This is a genomic window from Phyllobacterium brassicacearum, from assembly GCF_003010955.1.
Lineage (GTDB): Bacteria > Pseudomonadota > Alphaproteobacteria > Rhizobiales > Rhizobiaceae > Phyllobacterium > Phyllobacterium brassicacearum.
Genome location: NZ_PGGO01000022.1, coordinates 41,811 through 60,920, shown reverse-complemented (window position 1 = coordinate 60,920; position 19,110 = coordinate 41,811). Strand labels below are relative to the sequence as shown.

At 58.8% G+C, this 19,110-nt stretch carries 13 protein-coding genes; 2 read left to right on the top strand and 11 right to left on the bottom strand.

Going from position 1 to position 19,110, the window contains the following annotated elements:
* Positions 1-11: 11 nt before the first annotated feature.
* Both accD and CU102_RS22905 read left to right on the top strand, forming a co-directional pair.
* A complete protein-coding gene (gene accD, locus CU102_RS22910; RefSeq protein ID WP_106713400.1) occupies positions 12-935 on the top strand; it encodes an acetyl-CoA carboxylase, carboxyltransferase subunit beta in 924 nt (307 codons plus the stop codon).
* Positions 936-977: 42 nt separating this feature from the next.
* Positions 978-2,306: a bifunctional folylpolyglutamate synthase/dihydrofolate synthase gene (locus tag CU102_RS22905; protein ID WP_106713429.1), complete on the top strand. Its 1,329-nt coding sequence runs from the start codon at positions 978-980 to the stop codon at positions 2,304-2,306.
* Between the two features lie 49 nt (positions 2,307-2,355).
* Here the strand turns inward: CU102_RS22905 and trxA are convergent, their stop codons facing one another.
* The 11 genes from trxA to CU102_RS22850 form a co-directional block, all read right to left on the bottom strand.
* Positions 2,356-2,679: a thioredoxin gene (gene trxA / locus CU102_RS22900; protein WP_106713399.1), complete on the bottom strand. Its 324-nt coding sequence runs from the start codon at positions 2,677-2,679 to the stop codon at positions 2,356-2,358.
* 87 nt (positions 2,680-2,766) lie between these two features.
* Entirely contained in the window at positions 2,767-6,270 is a 3,504-nt protein-coding gene (gene addA / locus CU102_RS22895) for a double-strand break repair helicase AddA (RefSeq protein ID WP_106713398.1), read from the bottom strand.
* Positions 6,267-9,404, bottom strand: a complete 3,138-nt coding sequence (gene addB / locus CU102_RS22890; protein WP_106713397.1) for a double-strand break repair protein AddB — start codon at positions 9,402-9,404, stop codon at positions 6,267-6,269. The genes addA and addB overlap by 4 nt, the downstream gene beginning before the upstream one ends.
* Positions 9,397-10,122, bottom strand: a complete 726-nt coding sequence (locus CU102_RS22885) for a nucleotidyltransferase family protein (protein ID WP_245425487.1) — start codon at positions 10,120-10,122, stop codon at positions 9,397-9,399. Before CU102_RS22885 ends, addB begins: the two co-directional genes overlap by 8 nt.
* A gap of 4 nt (positions 10,123-10,126) precedes the next feature.
* Entirely contained in the window at positions 10,127-11,629 is a 1,503-nt protein-coding gene (gene tsaE, locus CU102_RS22880; protein WP_106713395.1) for a tRNA (adenosine(37)-N6)-threonylcarbamoyltransferase complex ATPase subunit type 1 TsaE, read from the bottom strand.
* A 7-nt stretch (positions 11,630-11,636) separates the two neighbouring features.
* A complete protein-coding gene (locus tag CU102_RS22875) occupies positions 11,637-14,147 on the bottom strand; it encodes a sensor histidine kinase (protein WP_106713394.1) in 2,511 nt (836 codons plus the stop codon).
* Positions 14,148-14,383: 236 nt separating this feature from the next.
* The gene (gene ahcY / locus CU102_RS22870) at positions 14,384-15,784 is read right to left on the bottom strand and encodes an adenosylhomocysteinase (protein WP_106713393.1); all 1,401 of its coding nucleotides are present in this window, start codon (positions 15,782-15,784) and stop codon (positions 14,384-14,386) included.
* Positions 15,785-15,954: 170 nt separating this feature from the next.
* A complete protein-coding gene (locus tag CU102_RS22865) occupies positions 15,955-16,269 on the bottom strand; it encodes an HPr family phosphocarrier protein (RefSeq protein WP_208113874.1) in 315 nt (104 codons plus the stop codon).
* Positions 16,270-16,278: 9 nt separating this feature from the next.
* A complete protein-coding gene (locus CU102_RS22860) occupies positions 16,279-16,680 on the bottom strand; it encodes a PTS sugar transporter subunit IIA (protein ID WP_100000814.1) in 402 nt (133 codons plus the stop codon).
* Positions 16,681-16,860: 180 nt separating this feature from the next.
* Positions 16,861-17,322, bottom strand: a complete 462-nt coding sequence (locus CU102_RS22855) for an HPr kinase/phosphorylase (RefSeq protein ID WP_106713392.1) — start codon at positions 17,320-17,322, stop codon at positions 16,861-16,863.
* Entirely contained in the window at positions 17,322-19,109 is a 1,788-nt protein-coding gene (locus CU102_RS22850) for a sensor histidine kinase (protein WP_106713391.1), read from the bottom strand. Before CU102_RS22850 ends, CU102_RS22855 begins: the two co-directional genes overlap by 1 nt.
* Position 19,110 lies beyond the last annotated feature (1 nt).

The following is a 19,110-nucleotide window of genomic DNA, read 5'->3' as shown; positions in this document are numbered from 1 at the left end:
CAGGACCGATCATGAACTGGATCACGAATTACGTCCGGCCAAAGATCAATTCGATGCTTGGCCGCCGTGAAATGCCGGAGAATCTCTGGATCAAGGATCCCGAATCCGGTGAGATGGTTTTCCATACGGACCTAGAAAAGAACCAGTGGGTCGCGCCCTCCTCGGGCCACCACATGCGCATTCCAGCCAGGGACCGGTTGCGGTTCTTCTTCGATGACGGTGTGTACGAAACACTCGAACAACCGAGGGTCGCGACCGACCCGCTGAAGTTCCGCGATGAAAAGCGTTATGTCGACCGGTTGAAGGAACATCGCGCCAAGACCGGTCAGGATGATGCGATCATCAACGCCCTCGGCAAAATCGAGGATCTGCCAATCGTCGTTACGATTCACGATTTCAGTTTCATGGGCGGTTCGCTCGGCATGGCCGCCGGCGAAGCGATCATCAAGGGCTTCGAGACGGCAATCGCCCAGAAGAAGCCGCTGGTGCTCTTCGCAGCGTCTGGCGGCGCACGCATGCAGGAGGGTATCCTTTCGCTCATGCAGCTGCCGCGCACGACAGTCGCTGTCGAAATGCTTAAGGAGGCCGGCCTTCCCTATATCGTCGTTCTGACCAACCCTACGACAGGAGGCGTGTCCGCTTCCTATGCGATGCTGGGCGATATCCATATTGCAGAGCCGGGTGCATTGATCGGATTTGCCGGGCAGCGCGTCATCGAGCAGACCATTCGCGAAAAGCTGCCTGAAGGGTTCCAGCGCGCAGAATACCTGAAGACCCACGGTATGGTCGACATGGTTGTGCCGCGTACAGAGCTGAAATCGACCATCGCACGCCTCTTGAAGATGATGATGGGCGAGCCGGCGACCCAAAAGCCCGAGGAACTTCCGAACGGCTTGGCCGCTTCACTGCCGGCACCCGTCGAAGCCGAGTCTTGATTTCCTTCGATCTACTGGATGATCGTGAACCCCGGGTACGCAATGCCGTCGCGCGCTGAACAAGAGATAGAACGGCTATTGGGCTTGCACCCCAAGGGCTTTGACCTGTCATTGGGCCGTATTACCCGTCTTCTGGACACACTGGGCAATCCGCATCTGCGTCTGCCGCCCGTCATTCACGTGGCAGGCACCAATGGCAAGGGTTCGGCCGTCGCATTCTCCCGCGCGCTCTTGGAGGCCGCGGGCTATACGGTTCATGTCCACACCTCCCCGCATCTTGTGCGCTGGCACGAACGCTATCGTTTGGGAAGCCCCGGCGGTGGCAAGATCGTCGATGACGATGTTCTTGCCGAAGCAGTTCAGCGGGTCGCCGCAGCCAATGCCGGACAGGCAATTACCGTGTTCGAAATCCTGACCGCCGTCACCTTCGTGCTGTTTTCGGAGCATCCGGCAGACGCCGTCATCCTTGAGGTCGGTCTTGGCGGCCGGTTCGACGCAACCAATGTGATCCCCGAGCCTGCCGTCAGCGTCATCATGCCAATTTCACTCGATCACCAGTCTTACCTCGGTGACCGGGTCGAGCTGATCGCGGCAGAAAAGGCCGGCATCATCAAGCCACGCTGTCCGGTCGTTATCGGGGCGCAGGAAGAAGAAGCCGTGCGCATGGTGCTGATCGAGACCGCTGAACGGCGCGATTGCCCGTACTCGGTCTATGGCCAGGACTTCCTCAGCTTTGAAGAACGCGGCCGGATGATCTATCAGGACAATACCGGCTTGATGGATCTGCCGATGCCAGGCCTGCTCGGCCGCCATCAGTTAGCCAATGCTGCCGCTGCCATCCAAGCGGTCAGGACCGCGGGATTCAGCGTCCCCGAATATGCGGTCGAGACGGCGATGTCATCGGTGGAGTGGCCAGCGCGCATGCAGCGGCTCATCAAGGGCAAGCTGGTCGACCTGGCGGTTCCGGGGTCGGAAATATGGCTCGACGGCGGACATAATCCGGGTGCCGGGCTCGTCATTGCCGAAGCTGTCGCCACACTCGAGGACCGGAGTCAAAGACCGCTGTTCCTCATCACCGGGATGATCAATACCAAGGATCCGGTGGGTTATTTCCAGGCCTTCACGGGAATGGCGCGCCACGTTTATACCGTGCCGATCCGCTCCAGTGGTGCGGGCATTCCACACGATGAGCTGGCGATCGCCGCTCATGAGGCAGGGCTTTCGGCAGAACCTGTTCATTCAGTCGAGAATGCCTTGAAAATCCTGCGCGACAGCTGGGACAAATCCGAGCCGGCGCCGCGCATACTGATTGGCGGTTCGCTTTATCTCGCAGGCGACGTCCTTTCGGACAATGGGACGCCCCCGCAATAATAAAAAAGCCCAGCACAAGGCCGGGCTTTTTACTCGAAAGTGAAGTCGATCAGGCGGCTGAATTCCTGATCCAGTCGGTCAGCTTGCTCTTGGGGGCCGCACCAACCAGATTGGCAGCAAGTTCGCCATCCTTGAACATCAGCAGGGTCGGGATCGAACGCACGCCGAACTGGGCTGCCAGTTCCGGATTCTCGTCGATATTGACCTTGGCGATAGTGACCTTGCCTTCCATTTCCGAAGCGATCTCCTCAAGAGCGGGCGCGATCATCTTGCACGGGCCACACCATTCAGCCCAAAAATCAACAACGACAGGCTGACCTGACTGGATTACATCGGACTGGAAATTGCTGGTGTCGATCTTGACGGTAGCCATAGGCTTTTCCTTGTGTGTTGGTGGATGTGTTGCACATCATGTGGTGAGTCGGCTCACGCTCGTCAAGTCAGAGCACTCTGGTTCTTGTCACGATGCGGTGAGACGGGCAAGAGAATCCTGCATCTCGTTCACGGGAATATTGATCAGATACGGGCCCTCCGTGAAGAGCAGCGCCGCTTGCACCGTTCTACCGGGATAGAGTGGCTCCAGCAATTGCCTATAAAGGGCTAGCTGCGCCACATAGGCGCCAGGCACGTCGGCGAGCGCTTGCGGCGCCGGGCGGTTGGTCTTGTAATCCACGATGAGCACCTTGTCGCCCCTCACCGCCAACCGGTCGATCACGCCAGAAACGGCGTGTTCCTTGCCGCGCAGACGCAGCGTTCCCATGATCGCAACCTCCGCCAGCGATCCCGGCGCAAACACTGGCTGAAAACCCGGATTCTCCATGACCGCGAGGACGGATTGGAGAGCGTTTTCGACATCCTCCGGCTTCCAGTCAAAGGCGGCTCGGGAAAGGTAGCGTTTCGCCGCGGGGACGCGTTGACCGGCGTCAAGGTTGGGTAGCATCTGCAACAGGGCGTGAATGACAATGCCGCGCCGGATCGCAAAGGACGGATCGCCGCGCTGATCGCCCAGTACCGGCGAGCCAATCACCAAGGGTGCCTCGTTGTCTGGCTCGATCAGGACGGAGACACCAGATGGTGCAAGCGGCCGTGGCAGGCCGGCTTCACGCGCCATCGGCATTCGATAGGATGATGGAAATGGCACGCCATCGACCTCGCCTGCGGCGTCAGACTCAACAGTGACCATGGGCACGGGTTCCGTCACCCGGTAGCGCTTGGCGACAACACCCTCGACGGGATGCTGAAACGGCTCGCTCGCCTCGGCCAGGGCATCGTCGACCAAATCATGCCAGATATCGCGTGCAAACCGCGCTCCGCGATAGCCGCAAACAATCAGCCGATCCTCCGCTCTGGTCATGCCCACATAGAGCAGGCGGCGATATTCTTCCTCCGCCCGAACCTTCAGACCATTGAGTATGTTGCCGGTAAACTGCGTCGCGTGAGCCTTCGACGGAACAAACAGGAAGCCTTTGCCCTCCCACCCGTCTTTCTCCTTCATGTCGAAGGAAAGCAGGTTTGGGGTGCGACCGCCTGCGGAAGCAGCACTGCCGGAATCGACCAGAAATACCACCGCCGCTTCCAGTCCCTTCGAGGCATGGACGGTCATGATCCGAACCTCGTTGCGGCTCTGATCAAGTTCGCGTTTGATTTCCGGTGCGGCCGCATCAAGAATTTCAAGAAACGCCTGCAGCCCCGGAAGCCCGGTTTTTTCCGTCGCCACAGCATAATTCTGGAACTCGTCGATGACGTCTCCTGCCTCGTTACCCAACCTGGCCAGAATGTCACGTCTCGCACCGCCAGGTCCCAGAATATCCGCATAGAATTCAAACACCGGAACTGTGTCGGCGCGGCTGCGCCAATCCCGCAACCGCTTCGCAACGTCAAAGAGGGTCAAGTCCTCTTCAGAACGAGCGATCAGCCGTTGATAGAGCGTTTCGTTTTCCGCCCTCCCGTGGGCGAGGGCAAACAGCTGGTCGTCACCCAATTTGAACAGCGGGCTCTTGAGCACTGCCGCCAGTGACAAATCATCGGACGAAAGCAGCATGAACCGGCCAAGCGCCATCAAATCCTTGACCGCGATGTGATCCGTCAGTTTCAAACGGTCGGCGCCGGCAACCGGCACCTGGCGCCGTTTCAGCTCACGTGACAGAGCCGACATGAACTGGTCACGCTTGCGCACCAGAACCATGATGTCACGGGCTTCCAGCCGCCGCTTCTGCCCTTCCAGAATTTCGCCATCCTTGAGCCAGAGCTCTATCGTCTTCGCAATCTGCTCGGCGAGACGCACAGGTGGCGCCGGCAGACTGTCGACGGGCTTTCGCCAGTCGTCCTCCTGGCGTACCGTTTCCGGTGTCAGCATATCCCAGATCTGCACTTCACCGGGATCGTTGGCGCGGATCGCCGTATGAACTGTTGCGCGGTGATCCACGCCAAAGCCGCGATTGGCCTCCGGCCTCGCAAAGACCTTGTCAACGGCGGACAGGACATCCGGAGCGGAGCGGAACGAGAAGTTGAGATTGACCCGCTCAAAGCTCAATTCGGATTGTCGCGTCTTTCTTTCGGTTGCCCTGCCGTGCTCGGCAAAATCTTCTGGGACGGCGCCCTGAAAGGAATAGATCGATTGCTTCTCATCGCCGACAGCGAACAGGGTGCGCCGGATGTTTCGCGCGGTTTTACCCGCGAAGAACTCCTCGCTCAACAAGCGGATGACACGCCACTGATTGGGGCTGGTATCCTGCGCCTCATCGACCAGCATGTGGTCAATGCCCTTGTCCAGTTTGTATTGGACCCAAGGCCCGGCATCCTGACGCGCTAGCAAGTTCATCGTGCGCACGATGAGATCATCGAAATCGAGAAGGCCATGGGCCTTCTTCATTTGCTGGTAGCGTCCGAGCAGATCATCAACCAGCGCCAGCGCTGAAAGGGTCAAGCGAACAAGGCGCAATTGCTTGAGGCGATCCAGCCCTTCAAACACGCGCTGCGCCGCCCGGTCAAAGCGTTCGATGAAATCCGGTACCCTGTCAGTCACCGCCTTCGACGAGACAAAGCTGCCACTCTTCGGTTCGCCGCCCGCCTTCAGAAACGCCGTCTTCAACGTGGCTTCACGCTGGTCAATCTGTTGGTTGACCTTGGCGAAACGCAAGATCAACGCGAACTCCTGTGCCCGTGTGGCGCTCCTGGGGATCTCAAGGATTTCTCCAAGGATCGCACTGTCAAATTCGCGGACCGGCCAAAGGGTCGCGAGGATGCTGTCTTCAGTATCAGTGCTCGCAAAGCCGAAATGCGCATAGAAGGTCTCGCGCCGCAACTCATCGTGGCCAATATCGTGAATGAACCGCGCCAGATCGTGCCGCTTGCTGACCGCTTCATCGAGCAATCCCTGCAAGCCGAACTCACCCGCCGCATCGAGCACATCGGCGAAGGCGGCGGCGAGCTCCGCGTTTTTGTCAAGCCGAGCGGACTGCAACAGCTGGCGGCGCGCCTCGCCGACGAGAGCTACCTGCATCAGGTCGTCCATCAGTTCGAAATGGCCGGCAATGTTGGCCTCAAGCGGGAACTGATGGAGGATGGCTTCGCAGAAGGCATGGATGGTCTGAATCTTCAACCCACCGGGCGTTTCGAGGGCTCGCGCAAACAGGCGGCGCGCTTGCGCCAGGCGCTCGCGATCGGGCGCCTGGCCGTCAATCTGTTCGATGGCCTGTGCCAATTTTTCTTCGTCGGTCGTTGCCCACTCGGAGAGCCGCGCGAAGACGCGGTTCTGCATAACCGCGGCGGCCGCCTTGGTATAGGTGAGGCAGAGGATTTTCGATGGATCGGTTCCGTCGAGAAGCAGCCGGATCACCCGCTCCGTCAGAACGTGCGTCTTGCCGGAACCGGCATTCGCCGATACCCAGACGGAATCCCTCGGGTTAGCGGCGCGGTTCTGATCGAGAACCGTTTCGCGGGGGATGATCCGTGGCTTTCTCATTCCTCACCGCCATCATCTGCACCACCTGCCGACCATTCCAGCACACGGGCAAGATGATCGTAGTCGCCGGTCAGATCGCTTTCCTTGAATGGCAGAGCGCGTGACAGATAGCCTTTTTGCGGATCGCGATAGGCGGTCAGCAGCTCGGTGAGCCGGGCCCAGGACAGTTCGCCCAATTCCGGTGCTGTCTTCTCGCTGGCGTTCATGGATGTGCCGACCTTGAGAATGGATTCGGGATCCACCCTGCCGCTGGGCCGGAGCCGCACATAGAGGAGGTCAGCGGCGGCGCGATTTCCGACTTCATGAAATGCGCCGCGGGCCAGAAGTGCCGCTTCCAGTGCCAGTTGGGGAGACAGCAGCACATGCGCCTGTCGTTTCGACGGCGTCGAGCCGGTCTTGTAATCGATGATATCCACCGTCCCATCGCGTCTGAGGTCGACCCGGTCAGCGCGTCCGGACAGCGTGACGCCCGTTGTGCCCACAGAGATTTTCTTCGAGGCGATTTCCGGATGCCGTTGGGCAATCAATGGAGCGCGGTCGCGTTCCCAATCGAGATATTCAGGCACCAGAGACTGAAACCGCGGCCACCAGACCGCATCGATTTCCTCCGGCAGCGCCAAATTGTCGAAATGGCGTCTGCCGATCTCCAGGAGACATGCGGCTGCGTCCTGGCGCAACGGATCGATCTCTTCCTCGGTGAAATGCGCCAGAATGTCGTGGAACAGCGAGCCCCGCTCCGCGACGTCAGGATCGCGGATTAACGGGTCGATCGGACGAAGCCGCAGGATGCGGCGCGCAAAGATCGCATATGGATCGCGCCTGAGTGTTTCAATCTCAGTCACGGAAAAATGCTTCGGCCGCGCTTCGAGCGGTGGCCGTGGTTCGGGCCGCTTGACGAAATCCTCATCCGCGGCATGATCGATCTGGCGCGCCCAGTTGAGATATTTGGCACCGCGCGCCCGCAACTCTGCCGCTGCGGGCTGCCCGAGCACGGTTTCCAGCCGTTGCAGCCAGCGGGAGGCTACCGTGGGCGCATTGGCGGAACGCTGTGACCGGGTGAGGATGACACGGTCCATGCCCATCGCCATCTGGAAGTCATGAGCGGCAAGGCCTGTGCGCCGCTCCGGTGGTTCGAGATTGATGATGGACTTCATCGGCCGCGACATGAATGGATCGTTGCGGGTCTTGCCAGGCCAGGAGCCTTCATTCAGTCCGCCAATGATCACCGTATCGACGGTCTGCAGGCGCGCTTCGAGTGCACCCCAGATGAAGAGGCGTGGATGGGCACCGGCCTTCGGTTTGACCACCTCGCCCGACATGAGCGCTTCGATCATTCCCGGCCATTCCAAGGGGAGGAAATCAAGCCCCGAATCGGCTGAGACCAGGTTTCGCAGGAAGGCTGCAAACTGTTCTCCTGCAGCACCGGTGTAGAGTGCAGCGATGTCCCCCTTGTCGTCACGCGCCAGATTTTCCAGGCAGGCAACGCTCGCATGAACGATCTCGGCCATCTGCACCGGCTCTGCCTTTCCAGCGAAGGCAATGAGCGGTTCCATGCAGCGGCTTAAGGCGCCGCAAGCGGCCCGCGCCGCCTCGATCTGGGCAACAGTAATCTGCCGCAACCAGACCGGTTCGAATGGTGCACTCGATCCCTCACCGAGCCGTTTCTCCAAGAACGCGGCAAGCCCGGAGAGCGAGGCGCGGCCGGTTCCGCCGCGCAGTGCCACAAGCTCGATGGTTTCAGCAGCCTGCAGCACCACCGAACGTTCCAGTCCGATACGTGTCAGCGGGTGTTTGAGGAGCGCCAGGAGCGCTACCGGGTCGCCGGGATTGAACACTGCCTCCATCGTCAGCCGCATCAGCGTGGCTGCTTGCGTCTCGCGCAAGGCACGACCGCCGGAATCGTCCGCTGCGATGTTGAAGCGCGCAAGTTCCGTCGAGACCCGCCGCGCGAGATCGCGATCGGCGGTGATCAAGGCAGCGGTCTTGCCCCGCTTGTCGATGGCGTCACGCAGTGCAATCGCCACACTCAGCGCCTCTTCCCGTTCGTTTACCGCTTCGACCAGCGCCACGGGTGCAATGGCGGTGGAGAATGGATCACTTTTGCGATCAATTATGCTCCAGGCTTCGCTTGTGTCGGCGGGCCGCATGGCTTCGGCTAGCAAATGCTCGCGGGCGCGCTTCTGCGGCGAGACGTTTGCCAGGGGAATGACATCGCCGCGCAGGACGCCTAGCTCGCTCAGAAGTTTGCGCAGACCATACTGGGGATGGCCGAAGATTGACGGATTATCCGCAAGATTTGCCAGAACCTCCCAGCTTGCGGCGTCCATGTCGCGGTCAAGGCCGGGCAGGACGACCGCGCCTTGCGACAGTGACGCGATCGATGCCAGCAGCTTGGCCGTCGCCGGGATCGATCCTGTCGAGCCGGCTGCGATGACTGGCCCCGGCGGGGGATTGCGCACCAGACGCTCAGCTTCCAGTTCAATCAGACGGTTGCGATGGGCAGCGGGATTTGATCGATGCCGTTCGGTCAGGATATCCGGCCAGAGACCGGTGACGATACCCAGAAAGTCCAGCGTCACCTGCCACCAGTTCGGCAGGTCTTCCGAGACGATATTGGCAAGGCTCGACCAGCCGCTGGCTTCGGTTTCCACCTGATCCATCAGGCTCGCAAGGTCACGCGCCAGCCAGATCGCGTCTGCGGTGGTGGCTGGGATGGCGATTTCCTCATTGCCGAACAGGGAGCGAACGTGATCCGGCAAACGCTCGCGCCATGGCCGAACCAGTCGCGCCAGCAGCAGCAGCCGCTCTGTCGCACTGATCGGCGGCGCCAGATCGAAGAGGGCGTCCGATCCCATGTCGAACATCGCCGCATCCTCATCCACATCGCCAAGCGGACGTATGACCGGGAGAATGGCCGATTTGACCGGGCTCCGTTCGACCAGAAGCGAGCGCAGGGTACGCGCGGCACGGCGTGTCGGAACGTAGATCGTCGCGCGCGCCAGCGCCATTGGATCCGCCGGATCAGCAGGAAAACCGGGGATGAGCCGGCCCGATTGCAGTGCATCGACAAGAGCGGGCAGGAACGGTATCCCAGGTGCTATAGAGAAGACCCGGCAATGCGGGCGCTCAACCATTTTTCTCCTGTAGGGCGATGGCAGCTTCGGCATCGCCGATGGCGGCCGGTGTTCCGACCGTCAGCCAGAGACCATCCATGGACAAGCCGTAGAGCCGGTCTGCCGCTATCGCCTCGTCAAAATAACGATTGAGCGACGCTTTGCCGGCGGGAGCGCCGGCAAAAATACGCGGATGCAGGATCGCGGCACCGGCATAGATATAGGGCGAGGTTTCGCCAGGTCCGAGACGGCTCAGCCTGCCCTCGGTGCTCATGTGGAAATCGCCACGACCGTCATAGCCGGTCGATTGGTCCTTGGTCGCTATCATGAGGAGCATGTCCATCCGTGCATCATCCCATCCTTCCGCCAGCAGGACAAGATTGGGCCTCGCACCATCGATCCAGAAAGTATCGGCATTGACGACATAGAAGGGTTCAGTCCCGATTTGCGCCAAAGCCTTGACGATGCCGCCAGCGGAGTCGAGCAGCTCGTCGCGTTCGTCGGAAACGAGAATGGCCGGTGCTTTGCGCTCCGCCAGGTGCACATCCATCTGATCGGCGAGATAATGCGTGTTGACGATGGCGCGCTCGACACCGGCTTTTTCAAGCGCATCAAGCCCCCAATCGATCAATGGTTTGCCGGCTACCTTAACCAGCGGCTTTGGTATTGTATTTGTAATCGGAGCCATGCGTTTGCCGAGACCGGCTGCCAGAACCATTGCCGCGCGCGGACTTGCCATCAAATTAAATCTCCGAAGTGAGAACGCCTGCCTTTTCGCACCAATCCTTGACCGGCGCTAGTGCCGGATGATCGATCACCCGATTAAGATAAGCCTGAATGCGGGACAAGTGCTGCAGATAGAAGGGTTTGCCGTCGCGTTCATCGAGGCGGACGAATATGCCGAGTATTTTGGCGTTTCTTTGCGCGGCCATGATGGCGAACGCCTTGCGGAACCTGGTCTCGTCGAACGGTGCCGTCAGCGTCTGGCGTTCGTCGATATAGGCGGCAAGCAAAATATCCTGGAATTCTGGAGTGATCGTCACCCGCGCATCGAAGATCAACGACGCTACATCATAGGCGGAGGGCCCGATCATGGCATCCTGAAAATCGATCAACCCGACGCGATCCATTCCGGTCGCATCGCCACGCCAGAGGATGTTGGGCGAGTGAACATCGCGCAGCAACAAACTTTCCTCAACATTAATTAACTGACTAAATACATGATCCCAAGCAGCAACGTATTGCGCTTTTTGTTGAGAATCTAGCGGTCTGCCGCTGAGGCGCGGCGCATACCAATCCGACAGAAGCTCAACTTCGATCATCATGGCATCACGATCGAAGCTGTGGATATGGTGTGCATAACCCTTTGCCGCGTCGATGTTCTGCGGCCACGAATGCTGGTGCAGGTGAGCCAGCATTCGAACGGCAGCCTCGTAGCGTTCCGGGATAGGAGCGCCACTGGCATCGAGCACTCCTTCGCTGCCTAGATTTTCCAGGAGTAGAAGGCCGCCGTCCAGATCCTCCGCGTAAATCTCGGGTACGCTGAAGCCCTTGGACTGCAACAGTTTGTCCATTGCAACAAACGCGGTAACCGATTGAGAAAGGTGGGCGATCTGCATATAGGTCTTGCCGTTGCGCAAGACCGGCCCGCCAGGGTTATAGGGCGAATTCATCAGTATGAGTGGCGGTTTGCCTTCCGCCGTAATGGTCTCGTAGCCTCGCGCCGACGCATCGCCAAGCAGATAACGACGTTCCGCGACCGGAAAACCGGCCCGTCCGAGAAATGTGCGGATTGCCAGTGAGCGCTGCAGTCTTGCAACGGCATCAGGCTTGCCTTCAATGATTGCCTTGCGGCCATCACCCTCGCCGAGTAGCGTCACACGCAAGCTGGACGCCGGCAGGGCATCGGCCCCCCGTTCCGGCCACTCTACCAGCACAGCACCGTCGTCGAGTGCCTCGTCCAGGCCGAGTTCGTCAAGCTCGTCGGCGGAAGACAGGCGATAGAGATCGACGTGGCTTATCGGCAAGCGTAGTTCCGGATAGGACTGGACGATCGTGAAGGTCGGACTTGGCACTTCATAGCCATTGTCATCTGCAATGGTACGGATGAGGCCGCGTGCCAGAGTCGATTTTCCGGCGCCAAGATCGCCGGACAACGTCACGAGGTCTCCCTTGCGCAAGGACAAGGCCAGGTCTTGGCCAAGGCGCTCAGTTTCTTCGGTAGTTGCAAGATGAACGGTAAGCATGGGTGCCTTATTCGGCAGCAATGCGATAAGTCCGCGCTTCGAGCGGGAAACGGCAGGTAACCAGCGTGCCCTTGCCTGCGGCACTGTCGATATCGACGGTACCGCCATGCAGTTCGACAAAGCCCTTGACAATCGACAGCCCCAATCCCGCGCCGCGTTTGCGCCCGCCGTTCGGATAGGGCTGGAAACGCTTGAATATGCTGTTGAGGACATAGTCCGGCATACCCGGACCATGGTCCTGCACGCTGAAGATCATTTCGGCCTGTTCGCGCCAGCAGGCGAGCGTAACGGTGCTGCCTTCGGGTGCGTAATTGGCGGCGTTGCTTAAAAGATTGGCTAAGACCTGCTTGACGCGGCTGGCGTCGGCCCGGAAAGAACCGGATCCGGGCGCAACGCGAATATCCAGGAGGATATTGTGCTCCTTCAACCGCTCGGCCACTTTCTCCGAAGCTGTCGTCACCGCATCGGTGACCGAGACGTCGCTGATGTCGAGCTCCATGATGCCGGCATCGACGGTTGCAAGATCGAGAATATCGTTGACGATCGTCAGCAGGACCGATGAAGAACTGCCAATGTGATCGAGGTAGTCGCGCTGGCGGTCGTTGAGCGGGCCTGTCATCGGCGTCTGCAGCAACTCCGTGAAACCGATGATGTTCGTCAGCGGCGAGCGCAGTTCGTAGGAGACGTGCTGTACGAAATCGTTCTTCAGTTCGTCCGTGCGCTCCAACGCCTCGTTCTTTTCCTTCAGGGCGCGCTCGACCTGTACTGAGTCCGTGACATCGACGAAAGTGAGCATGGTCTGGCCATTCGGCAAGGGCGCTGTGGCGTAGAACAGGATCTTGCCGGTGCTGAGTTCAATATGACCGGAGAGCGATTGACGCTCGTCGTCAAAGCCCGTGACGGTCGTGACGAAGTTTTCCCAATGCGCTACGTCCGAAACCGGCTCGCAGAGCCGGCGGATAGCCGAGATATGCATGCCCTCGGCAATCTGTTCGCGCTTCAGCGACCACAACGTTGCGAAGGCAGGATTGGACAGGCGAATCTTGCCATCGGAGCCGAATACGGCAACACCCTCGGCCAAATGATCCAGCGTCTGGCCCTGAACCTTGATCAGCGTGTTGTAACGGCTTTGCAGTTCGAGTTTCTCCGTCAGGTTTTCGAAAACCCAGGTAACCCCGCCCTTCGGCTGCGGATTGACGATGACACGCAGTGTCCGGCCGTCGGTCAGATACCAGATGTGCTCCTGCGACTCGACCGAGTGATAGGCCGAGAGCACGGTTTCTTTCCAGCGCCGCCAGTCAGGTTGCTCCGGCAGAATTCCGTCGCTGCGGAAACGGTCAAGCAGCATTGCATTGTCGGGATTGCTATCGAGGAACGCGGTATCCAGCCCCCAGAGTTTTGCGAAGGCCTGATTGAAGAATTCCAGCTTGCGGTTGGCATCGAACATGGCGACTGCGGAATTCAGCTGGTCCAGCGTATCCGAATGGTTGAGCACCGTGCGCTTGAATTCTTCGCGTATGAGTTCGATTTCACTGATATCGGTTGCCAGGCCCGCCGAGCCCGCGCTGCCGGCAGCGTCTGTCACCCGGAAAACATGGCGGTCGCCGCCAACAACGGTCGACAGCTGATCGTGAAAGCGGCGGTTTGCTGCCTTGTCCCGTTCAATACGCTCGCGGGCTTGCACGCCGAACAGTTCGCGAGCCTCACTAATGGCAGCGCGCGGATCACGAACATCGACGGCCTTGGCATACGCCATGTTGACCCAGGTAAGGCGACCGTCGCCATCGCGGCTCCAGGCTGGCATGTCGATCGATTCTAGCAGCCCGCGCAATGCGCCAACAGCTTCGTTGAGCTGATAGTTCTCGGTCTTGAGCAGCGCCTGTGCGGCCCTCGCCTCGCCGAGATTGATGAAACGGACGATGGCATAGCCACCAGAGGTACGGCCTTGTACCTCCAGCGGCGCACCTTTCGAGGTCTCAATCGCTATATCGAAAGGCCGCGCCTTTTCGCGCAGAGCCGAGATCGAACGATCCAGCAAGGTCGCGGAATCGATCTGAAGCCAGCGGCCAAACGCCAGGAACAGTGCCCGGGCCTCGGGTACGCCGATCTCTGCTGGCAGGCTGCCAATCAGATTGGGTGTGCTTGAAGCGCCCTCCCAGACAATGATGCGCTGGTCCTTGAGATTGAGCATTGCCTCGTTGCGCTGAACGGTAACGTTGAGATCGGCAACCTTGTCACGCAACTGTCGATTTTCGTGGGCGATGCGGCTGCGCTCACGGATGAGCCAACCTGCCGAAAGGAGAGCGGCTCCCATGGCACCGAGGAACATGGCAAATTGTATCACTTCGAATGTTCCGACTTCGACACCAAACGGGGTGTTGATCCTGCCGAGCGCATCCTCTGCACGCGCGTGAGGGGTGAATGTCACCAAGAATGGCAAAGCCGAGCTTGCGCCGGCAAGCAGTGCCCGCAAATTTCTCAGCGGGCTCGCCACCTTCCGCGTGGATTGTCTCGCCATCCGCGAAACAGAATTGATCCAATATGGCTGCAAACCGCTCAAGCCCCATCCTGACGAATGCTGCTGTTCCCTATCCTTCCGATTCTTCAATCGTTTGGCCCACCTGAAACAGCGTCATCCCGAATCACTACAATAAACCTTGAGCGAATCGACGGGAAGAACTGGGCGCAAAAAAGAAAGCCGGAGAATTTGTCAATCCTCCGGCTTCTATATCTTGTGTGTATATACTGATCAGATCAATATCTGTAGTGGTCTGACTTGAATGGGCCGCTTGGCGTTACACCAATATAGGCGGCCTGTTCTTCCGAAAGAACCGACAATTTCGCGCCGAGCTTGTCGAGATGCAGGCGGGCGACCTTTTCGTCGAGATGCTTCGGTAGTACGTAGACCTCATTCTTGTACTGTTCGCCGCGGCTATAGAGCTCGATCTGAGCCAGAACCTGGTTGGTGAACGAAGCGGACATGACGAAGCTCGGATGACCCGTGGCATTACCGAGATTCAGCAGGCGGCCCTCCGACAGAAGCAGCAGACGCTTGCCATCCGGGAACGTGATCATGTCGACCTGCGGCTTGATGTTGTTCCACTTAAGATTGCGCAATGCGACGACCTGAATTTCATTGTCGAAGTGGCCGATATTGCCGACAATCACCATGTCCTTCATCTTGCGCATCGTGTCGATGGTGATGACGTCCTTGTTGCCGGTCGTGGTGATGATGATGTCGGCCGTAGGAGCCGCATCTTCGAGCGTCACAACTTCAAAACCGTCCATTGCAGCCTGCAACGCACAGATCGGATCGACTTCCGTAACCTTGACGCGGGCACCGGCGCCATTCAGCGACTGCGCGGAACCCTTGCCAACATCGCCATAGCCGCAGACGACGGCAACCTTACCGGCCATCATGACGTCGGTAGCGCGACGGATACCGTCGACCAGCGATTCCTTGCAGCCGTACTTGTTGTCGAATTTCGACTTGGTGACACTGTCGTTGACGTTGATTGCCGGGAAGGGCAGCAAGCCCTTCTTCTGCAGCTGATACAGCCGATTGACGCCGGTCGTAGTTTCTTCGGTGACGCCCTTGATCGCATCGCGCTGGCGGGTGAAGAAACCAGGCGTTTCCTGCATGCGCTTCTTGATCTGTGCGAAGAGGATTTCCTCTTCTTCGCTGCCCGGGTTGGACAGGACGTCTTCACCGGCCTCGGCGCGAGCACCGATCAGAATGTACATGGTAGCGTCGCCGCCATCATCGAGAATCATGTTGGACGGCTGGCCATCCGGCCATTGAAAAATCTGGTCGGTATAGGTCCAGTACTCTTCGAGCGTCTCGCCCTTGACGGCGAAGACCGGCGTACCGGTCGCAGCGATGGCTGCAGCGGCATGATCCTGCGTCGAGAAGATGTTGCAGGAAGCCCAGCGGACCTTGGCGCCAAGCGCCTGAAGGGTCTCGATCAAAACGGCCGTCTGGATCGTCATGTGCAGCGAACCGGTGATGCGGGCACCCTTGAGCGGCTGCGACGATCCGAATTCTTCGCGGCTGGCCATCAGGCCTGGCATTTCGGTCTCGGCGATTTCAATTTCCTTGCGGCCCCATGCGGCCAGCTCAAGGTCCTTGACGATATAATCCTGTTTCTCGGCCATCTTAATCAGCTCCGTCGTTCAAGTGTTCAGTTTGGCCGCGCTCGATCCATCGGGCGACCGGAGATGCCGTTGACTAGCAGATTAGGCATCAACGCACAATGGGATATAAAGAAATCCTTATGCGTGCATATCACAGATTGTTTTGACCGCTGATGAAGGTGGCTGTGGGCTCAGGCTTCCTCGCCGAATTTATCGGCGATCAGCGCACCGAGCGCCTTCATGACTTCAGGTGCCTGAATTCCCGATGCACTGACCTTGATGCAGCAACCGGGCGAAGCGGCGAGCATCATCAGGCCCATGATAGATGTTCCACCAACCGTCATGCCATCCTTCTCGACGCGTACATGGGCGTCATAGCCATCAACGAGCTGGACGAACTTGGCCGAGGCACGCGCGTGCAGACCGCGGCGATTGATGATCTCGAATGACTCCACAAGTGCACTGTCCGGATCAAATGTGCCGGTCGTTTCTGCAGTCAGGCGCATTCAAAACCTCTATTTGGCTGTCAGCACCTGGCTGGCCACGTTGATATATTTCCGTCCCGCATCCTGGCCTTCCCGCAAAGACGCCGCCATATCATTGGTGACGCGCACGCTGGAAAGCTTGATAAGCATCGGCAGGTTCACACCAGCGATAACTTCGATCCGTCCCGACTCCATCACGGAAATCGCCAGATTGGAAGGCGTTCCCCCAAACATGTCCGTGAGAATGATGACGCCCGAACCATTGTCGGCACGCGCAACGGCATCGACGATATCGCGCCGGCGCTGCTCCATATCATCATCCGCGCCAATTGACACGGTTTCCAAATATTCCTGCTGGCCAACAACATGCTCCACGGCATGATGAAACTCCTCAGCCAGTCTTCCGTGCGTCACAAGCACGAGTCCGATCATTCTGAAACTGCTCCTGTCGCGCCAGCCCCTTGGGAGAAGGCTTTTAACTGCGCATTGAATGCCCCGTTTGGCAGGTGTCGCATTCTGGCAGGACGAATCGTGAAGGCAAGTGGAAAAATGGCGTTAGCAAGACAGTCAGTCATTTTCTCGCAGCTTAACAAGGCAACCAATTGGATTGTCTTACCTTTTTTTCCATGGTGGGGTGAAAAGTCTGGCCTCGATGGCACGGCAGGCGGATTCAATTTCTCGTTTTGGTAGCAGAGCATAGGCGATAGAGACACCCTCAAGTTGTATTTCCGTTTCATCGGCAAACCGAACGGCACGATCGGGTTCAACCAGTTCTACGACAAGATGCATGACTGCGCTGTCCTCATGATCAACCGCGTGAAGCCCGGAACCGCGCACCTCGAGCCCTCCGCGCAAGGCGGCCGGAACGGTGCAGATCAGCCGGCCCGACACCGCCTGCAACTGACATTGATCATCGCTGACCACGGCTGCAAATGTTCCTTTTGCGAGCGCCCGATCGATCAAGGAGCGTGCCACAGATGACTTGCCTGATCCCGAGGGTCCGATGATCAGGATGCCGCGGTCTCCGACAACAACCGCTGTCGCGTGCGCAAGCTGGCCGGCGCCATCGATCATCACACCTCAACCGGAAGAATGGCGATGAACCGAGCGCCGAGATAGTTGTCAGGATCTGTCGGATCGATGATGTTCTCAGCATTCAACGTACCGCCATGGGCCTCAATGATCTGGCGACTGATCGACAGGCCGAGACCGGAATTCTGGCCAAAGGCTTCGCCGAAGGGCCGGTCCGTATAAAATCGCTCGAAAATCCGGTCGATCTGTTCGACGCGGATGCCAGGTCCGTTGTCCTCGACCAGAATGCGGATGCGATCTCCCATATGCTGAAGCGTAACGGTAATCACACCGTCTTCCACCGGCACGAAAGAACGCGCATTTTCGATCAGGTTGGAGACGACCTGACCCAATCGCAGATCATGACCAACAACGAAGAAGCCTTTCTTGTTGTTTGGCAGCTTGCCAACGACGAACTCGATGCGCGTGTCCTTCTTGTTGCGCCTGACCTCACGGGCTGCAGTGACGAGATTGCCGAGCAGGTACCGGAGATCAACATGCTCGGAATCCTCCCGTGCCAATTCGGCGTCGAGGCGCGAGGCGTCGGAAATATCGGTGATCAGTCGATCAAGTCGACGCACATCATGCTGGATGACATCCAACAATCGCTTTTTTGAGTCTTCACTTTTGGCCAATGGCAAAGTTTCAACAGCGCTTCGCAGTGAAGTGAGCGGGTTCTTCAATTCATGACTGACATCCGCAGCAAAGCTCTCGATCGATTCGATCCGGGCATAAAGCGCATTGGTCATGTCGCGGATAGACGTGGAAAGATGCCCGATCTCATCTTGCCTCTCGGAAAAGTCAGGAATTTCCTCACGGTTTTTTACACCATGGCGGACACGATCGGCGGCGGCGGCGAGACGGCGCAGCGGATTGGCGATGGTCGATGCCAGGAATAGCGACAGGATCGCCATGACCAGTGCGGCAACCGTGAAGACGCGGATGATTGCGAAGCGTTCGCCCTGGACGATCTTGTCGATGTCGCCGCCTTCGGTTGACAACAAAAGCACGCCGAGCACGGCACGGAACCGCTGGATGGGCACAGCGACCGAAACGATCTGTTCGCCCTTTTCGGTCATACGCACGACGGTTGCCGGTGCGCCGGTCAGCGCCTTGACGATTTCGGGGTAAGAGGAACCGTTGCCGCCCGGCTGCTCCTGGTAAATCGGCAGGTCGCTACGGCGCAGCAGACGCGTCATGCGGTTGGTCAAACGCTCGAAGAAGCTCGGCTCCTCGCCATCGATAGGCGGCAGCTCGTAGCGCAGCACCTGACCGCGGGAATAGAGGTGGCGCGAATCGAGCAGGAGATTGGAGTCGCGATCGTATATGCGGGCCCGGGTTCGCGTCGGCGAGATGAGCCGGCGCAAGACTGGCGCGACACGTTCTGGATTAATAGGAAAGTCGAGGTTGTCCAGGACATCGGGTGTGGGTGTGATGCTTTGGCCTGCCTGCAACTCAAGCAGCTTCTCGGGATCGATTGCGATCGAGTTCGTATCGACTGTTGCCGAAGACGCGATCGCACCAGCGATGATCTCGCCCTGCGTCATAAGGCTCTCGACACGTGCATCGATCAGTCCGTCGCGGAACTGATTGAGATACATGATTCCGGACAAGAGGACGGCAAGGCCCGCAAGGTTGAGAAAGAGAATGCGCCGGGTGAGGCTCGAAAACAGGTAGTTGCCGAAGACGCGGTTGAGCGGCTTGAAGAAGCGCCTCAAGGCAAGCGAACGCTTCCGGCGCATGACGGCGCTCTTGCGGGTAATGCTGCCGCTTTGAAGCTGGGCTACCATT

What these genes read in the sequence shown, in the direction of transcription:
- accD (WP_106713400.1), top strand. Translation starts at nt 12, where the DNA reads ATGAACTGGATCACGAATTACGTCCGGCCAAAGATCAATTCGATGCTT.
- CU102_RS22905 (WP_106713429.1), top strand. Translation starts at nt 978, where the DNA reads ATGCCGTCGCGCGCTGAACAAGAGATAGAACGGCTATTGGGCTTGCAC.
- trxA (WP_106713399.1), bottom strand. Translation starts at nt 2,679, where the DNA reads ATGGCTACCGTCAAGATCGACACCAGCAATTTCCAGTCCGATGTAATC.
- addA (WP_106713398.1), bottom strand. Translation starts at nt 6,270, where the DNA reads ATGAGAAAGCCACGGATCATCCCCCGCGAAACGGTTCTCGATCAGAAC.
- addB (WP_106713397.1), bottom strand. Translation starts at nt 9,404, where the DNA reads ATGGTTGAGCGCCCGCATTGCCGGGTCTTCTCTATAGCACCTGGGATA.
- CU102_RS22885 (WP_245425487.1), bottom strand. Translation starts at nt 10,122, where the DNA reads ATGGCAAGTCCGCGCGCGGCAATGGTTCTGGCAGCCGGTCTCGGCAAA.
- tsaE (WP_106713395.1), bottom strand. Translation starts at nt 11,629, where the DNA reads ATGCTTACCGTTCATCTTGCAACTACCGAAGAAACTGAGCGCCTTGGC.
- CU102_RS22875 (WP_106713394.1), bottom strand. Translation starts at nt 14,147, where the DNA reads ATGGCGAGACAATCCACGCGGAAGGTGGCGAGCCCGCTGAGAAATTTG.
- ahcY (WP_106713393.1), bottom strand. Translation starts at nt 15,784, where the DNA reads ATGGCCGAGAAACAGGATTATATCGTCAAGGACCTTGAGCTGGCCGCA.
- CU102_RS22865 (WP_208113874.1), bottom strand. Translation starts at nt 16,269, where the DNA reads ATGCGCCTGACTGCAGAAACGACCGGCACATTTGATCCGGACAGTGCA.
- CU102_RS22860 (WP_100000814.1), bottom strand. Translation starts at nt 16,680, where the DNA reads ATGATCGGACTCGTGCTTGTGACGCACGGAAGACTGGCTGAGGAGTTT.
- CU102_RS22855 (WP_106713392.1), bottom strand. Translation starts at nt 17,322, where the DNA reads ATGATCGATGGCGCCGGCCAGCTTGCGCACGCGACAGCGGTTGTTGTC.
- CU102_RS22850 (WP_106713391.1), bottom strand. Translation starts at nt 19,109, where the DNA reads ATGGTAGCCCAGCTTCAAAGCGGCAGCATTACCCGCAAGAGCGCCGTC.